Source organism: uncultured Lamprocystis sp. (genome assembly GCF_903933125.1).
GTDB lineage: Bacteria > Pseudomonadota > Gammaproteobacteria > Chromatiales > Chromatiaceae > Thiodictyon.
This window is the reverse complement of the sequence record NZ_CAIZIZ010000367.1, coordinates 1-4,917: the sequence shown is the minus strand read 5'-3', so window position 1 is coordinate 4,917 and position 4,917 is coordinate 1. Positions and strand designations below refer to the sequence as shown.

General features: G+C 65.1%; 4 protein-coding genes. All 4 read right to left on the bottom strand.

The genetic code is table 11. The features are described from left to right. Nucleotides 1-190: 190 nt before the first annotated feature. Nucleotides 191-532, bottom strand: a complete 342-nt coding sequence (locus tag QZY03_RS19165) for a hypothetical protein (RefSeq protein WP_295583766.1) — start codon at nucleotides 530-532, stop codon at nucleotides 191-193. 324 nt (nucleotides 533-856) lie between these two features. Beyond that, nucleotides 857-1,393 carry a hypothetical protein gene (locus QZY03_RS19160; protein WP_295583765.1) on the bottom strand — a complete coding sequence of 179 codons (537 nt, stop codon included), beginning with the start codon at nucleotides 1,391-1,393 and terminating at the stop codon, nucleotides 857-859. Between the two features lie 225 nt (nucleotides 1,394-1,618). Then, nucleotides 1,619-4,153, bottom strand: a complete 2,535-nt coding sequence (locus QZY03_RS19155) for a DEAD/DEAH box helicase family protein (protein WP_295583764.1) — start codon at nucleotides 4,151-4,153, stop codon at nucleotides 1,619-1,621. Next, entirely contained in the window at nucleotides 4,150-4,695 is a 546-nt protein-coding gene (locus QZY03_RS19150) for a hypothetical protein (RefSeq protein WP_295583763.1), read from the bottom strand. Before QZY03_RS19150 ends, QZY03_RS19155 begins: the two co-directional genes overlap by 4 nt. Nucleotides 4,696-4,917 lie beyond the last annotated feature (222 nt).

The following is a 4,917-nucleotide window of genomic DNA, read 5'->3' as shown; positions in this document are numbered from 1 at the left end:
TTCCGCAGAGAATTCGCAATTGTACATGTCATGGCTCTACTGAAACTTATGAGTGTAGGGCTAGATTACCCGTCTAACTGGCTCAGGTCGCACGAAATCTGCTATCCCTAATACCGCAATTTATGCCTATAGCAAGTATAGAAATGGTGATCGACGCCAGGGGTTGCGCCTTCGCGGGCTGCTCAGCCGCCTACTTCTTCAGGTCCTCAGCCGCCTTCTGTGCCGCCGCTGCTTTGCCTTCCATCCCGCCGGCGACCGCGGCGGCATCAACCGCCTCTTCGGCCTTGATCTTGGCCGCGCGCTCGTTGGCCGCGGTCGGATCAGCCTTGGCCTTGGCCTTGGCCGCGGCGGCGTCCTGGGCCGCCTTGTCGGCCTGCCCCTGCAGCTTATCGGCCTCCGCTTGCTCGGCGGCGGCGCCGGTCATCACCGCATCCGCGGCCGCTTTTTGCGCCGCGGATTCGGCGGCGGCAGCGCCGGCCAGGGTGAGTACGAGTGCAGCGGTCGCGGTTACGATCAGGTGCTTCGATTTCATGTGGCTGTTCTACCAGTGAGTGGATGGTTGAAATCTACCGCGGTTGCGGCATAAGGATTCAATCTGGCGCTTTACCTGGCCGTCCTGGTCGCGGTAGCGCCGCTCGGCACGAGGTCTGCGAATTCCATTCGACCTGAATCTTACAGGAGCCCCGCGCTTTGTGCTACAGGGCGATCACCGGTACGGCGACGGCTCGCCGATTGACATCAATTAGCAACATCAATTGAATATGCGCATTGATCCGCCGGTCGAAACCGTCGTCGGGCGTAACCATTCTTGCTTGGATAGTTGCCTCGCACAAGATATCCCCGAACGGCCGGATCATCATCGCCGCCAAGCACGGCGGGCCGCGCCGGCATAGGAAACAGGTGTCAGGGGCATCCCGATGATGTCGATGAAAAGGACCGAGACACCAGCCTTGGCGGGGATCTTGCCCTCCAGAATCTTGACGTTGTAACTCAGGTCGTTCCCGGCCAGGACCGGATCGTGCAACACAACCACCGCGTCGACCAGCGCCTCGTCTTCAAGGAAGGACAAGGTCGCATTGGGCGGATCCTTCAGGAAACTGTCCTTACCCTCGCTCCAGAAAGGCACGAACTTCGCGGTGGACATATGGGTGGCGAGGCGCTCCGGGCGATCGGCGAACATCACCGTGGCGGGACTGATACCCTTGAGGGTGAGGCGGCCGTCGGCGTAAGCGATTCCCTGGGCATTCTGGACAAAGAGAAAGTCCGCCTGCTTGGGCGCCTCATGGCCGGCCTTCTCGTGTGCCGGTTTCCCTTCCGCCGCCATCGCGGACCTCAGCCCGAGGGCCAGGGGGACCAGTGCGGCAGCGCTCAGCAGTTCGCGCCTGTTCGTCATCGTCATCTCCGAGTGAGTCACGTTAAATCAATCTATCAAAGAGACTGCCAGGCTACCTTGCAATTCCGGCCATGCCTGCCCGAGCCCGAGCCATCGTCACCAACGGAGACGCGAACACATCGACGTCAACTCCCGTGACCATAGCCCGGCGGGCCGCAGGTTGCAGACGCCCCGTCGCACTTGGGACGCAAGATCGTCCTGGACTCGAACCGGCGCGCCGAGTCTCTACCCCTTTGCGTACTCATCGAACACGGCGTCGAGTTGCGGATTCGCGGTGACCAGCAGCACGGCGTGGCGCACCGCCTCGCTGTTCAGATCCAACCGCAGCAAGGTGCCGCTGCCCGCGGAGGGCTTCTTGCGGATCAGTTGGATGCGATGGAACAAATGGCCGTGCGTGCCGGCGAACTTGGCCAGCCCCTTCGCCTTCTCGAAGTTGTCGGCCAGACTCGGGTTATGCGGTTCGAGGATGTCGAACCGATAGTCGCCCGGCGCCGCGCCGACACCCGCGCGGACGATGACCAGGTCGGGGAACATCGGTTTCAAGGCGCCACCGGACTCGTAGGGGATCTCCAGCGACCACGGCTTGCGCGGCAGGTTGCGCAGCCAGCCCACGACGACCGGGTTCAGTAGCTCCTCGGCGACCAGCTCGCGCTCCCAGGTCTCCAGCTCCGCCCGAAAGCCGCCGTCCGCTTCCAGATACAAATGCCGCTCGTAGAGCGGCGCCGTCTTCGGGCGCCGAAAGTCGATCCGCTCCGGCGGCATCCACGGCTCCTCGACCGGCTCCGCGGTCGCGCGGCGCAGACGCTGGATGCGCTGGCGCTCTTTTTCCTTCAGCTTGCCGATGGCCTGCTTGTGCGTGTCGTACAGCGCGTTGAATGCACGCGCCGCCTTCGTCTCAAGGCGAGCGACCGCGGCGGCGTCGTTCATCAGCAGGATCAATTCAACCTTCACATCGACGGACTCGCGTTCGGCGTGCGCTTGCCAATACAGCAGGTGCAGCCCGGTCGCGCCGCCCTCGCCCAATCGCTGGCCCGCGGCCTCGAACACCCGGTCGATGTCCGTCTCGGAAGCCGCGACCGCATAGTCCCCCATCGGCGCCGAGGCCCGGCCGTCGTCGAAGCCGCCCAACCGGCCGGCGATGGTCTTGACCCGGACGCTTGTCATGCGCTCCGCACGCGTCGCGAAATCGACCAAGGATTTCAGCGCCTTGACTTCCGTATCGAGCCAGTCCAGCACTTGGCCGCGGACCTGCCCCGGCGCATCCGAGTCGATCTCGGTGCGGTTGAGCCCGCGCGCGAGACCCGCGAGTCGCCGCAGATGGCTCTGCGCGCGGGCCGCGTTGACCCGATAGGTGACGAGCCCGCTCATGGCCGCGAAGATGGCGGCGGCGTCCGCGCGCCGCTCCAGCGTCACCAGATCGTTTGCCGATCCGGTCTCCGCGGGCGGGGCGTTTTCGACGTTCTTCAGATCCTCCGCGACGGCCTCGACCGCCTCGGCATCGAAATGCGGCAGGAACAGATGCACGTCGTTCAGCGTCGCGTCCCGCTCGATGCGCCGCGCCAGCGGTGTGCGCACCATCCGGCCCAGGAGTTGCGCGATATAGGTATGGTCCTCGGCGCGGCGGAAGGACATCATGACCTCCGCCCGCGGACAATCCCAGCCGGTGGACAGGCTGGTCTTGAACAGCACCACCCCGATGCTCTTATCGTCGTCGATGCGCGATGCCTCGACGCTGCGCACACGCCGCCCGCCGATATCCATATCCCCGCGGTCGTGCAGCGCGTGCACCGCCTCGCACTCGTGCAGGCTCCGGCCGATGGCCTGCTCAATGGTGTCGAGCACGGCGGCCAGATCGGTGCGCGACACCTGCCGCTCGTTGCCGTTCTCGACCTGCACCACCAGGATGGGCCACACCTGCGCCTCGCCCTCGGCCTGGCAGTAGGCTTGCCAGGCCGCGGTCATCGTCTGCCAGCGTCGCGCCGCCTCCGCGAGCAAGGTCATCTCCGCCTGCCCGACGACCTCGGGATGATGGATCGGCACCCGCTCTTTCAACAGGCCCGACTCGCGCACCCGGTCCACCGGCACATGGACCTTCTCCAGCCCATGCGGAGCCTTGTCCAACAAGTCGGTGAACCGCTTCGGAGTCGCCGACACGCCGATCACCAACGGCATCGGCACCAGACCGTCGGGCGCGTGGCCCAGCAGAAACCGCTGGACCAGGGTCCGCGCCTCCTTGGCCAGCTTGCCGTCGGTCATGCCGCGGTGCGCCTCGTCGATAACCAGGTAGAAGCGGCCCGAGATTGCCATGGCGGTGTTGGTCAGCGTCTCCCAGATCGAATGCGTCCGCTTATCGACTCCGCCGAGGGTCAAGAGCTTGTCTTTGCCCAGCTTGCCGGTATTGAGGAAATGGATCGTGCCCGGCTCCAGGCATTCCCGATCAAAACCGGCATCGATGGTCAGCAGTCGATTCGCATGAATGCGATCCGACACCTGCATGATCCGCCGCCGCGTCTGCTCGTTTAGCTCCGGCATATCCGACAGCCAGAGGATGACCGCGTCCGGCTGTGGCGGCAGGTCCGCCGCCCCGAACAGGATGTCCTCGAACAGCGCCGCCATCATCACCGTCTTACCGCTGCCGGTCGGCGCGGAAAAGGAGATCGCCTTCGGGTGTTCGCTGGTCGCATGGTCGCGCAGGACCCGGACATGATGACGCAGACGCGCCGCCGCCTGCTCCTGAAAGTCGAACAGCTCGATCTTCATTGACCGGTCTCCCCGACCGCCGCCCGTGCGCCGGCCGACTCCGCATTGATACGGAAGTTATCCAGATAGTCGCGGTAGAGCTGCACCGTCGCGAGCGCCGGGCTTCCGGCGCCGAGCGCGTCGCTAAACTGCGCCGACAGATCCCTGAAGGCATCTTGCGAATCGGTCACGATGAAAATGCAGCGCAGCCCGTGGCGACCCGCCAGCACCGCCAGCAGATCTCTCGGCCTGTCCTCGTCCAGCAGCACCGCGAACGGATTGTCGGGCGGTGCCATGAAAGCAGGAGTTGGGCTCCCCGGCGGTACCGGCATCGGCGGCGGCCCCATGGCCCCGGATTTGAGCCACAAGAGCGGCAGGATCTCGTTGAATGCCCGCTTGAGCGCCACCTGATCCTTGTCGAGAAACGCCAGCTTGTAATAGGCGAGGTTGGCCGGGAAGCCATCGGCGAGCGGACGCTTCTCCTCCTCCGGGACCAGCATGGGGCCGAGCAACGATTGAACCTCGCCCTTCAGCGCATCGAACCGGGCCTTATTGGGCGTCACGATGTAGACTCGACTTTGGCCATTTTAGGCGATCTCGATCATCGTGCCAGCCGCGACCGGCAATCGCGGGGCGCGGGTCCGCACGGCGGACCCTGGGGGGACCATGGAACCAATCCGTCAGGCCCGCGGGCGGCCCTGGCGCGGCGGCGCGGAGCGCCGCGCGAGGCCGCTCAGGCGGTCGCGGCCAACTGCGCGAGCACGCGCTCCCAGTCTGGGCGGGAA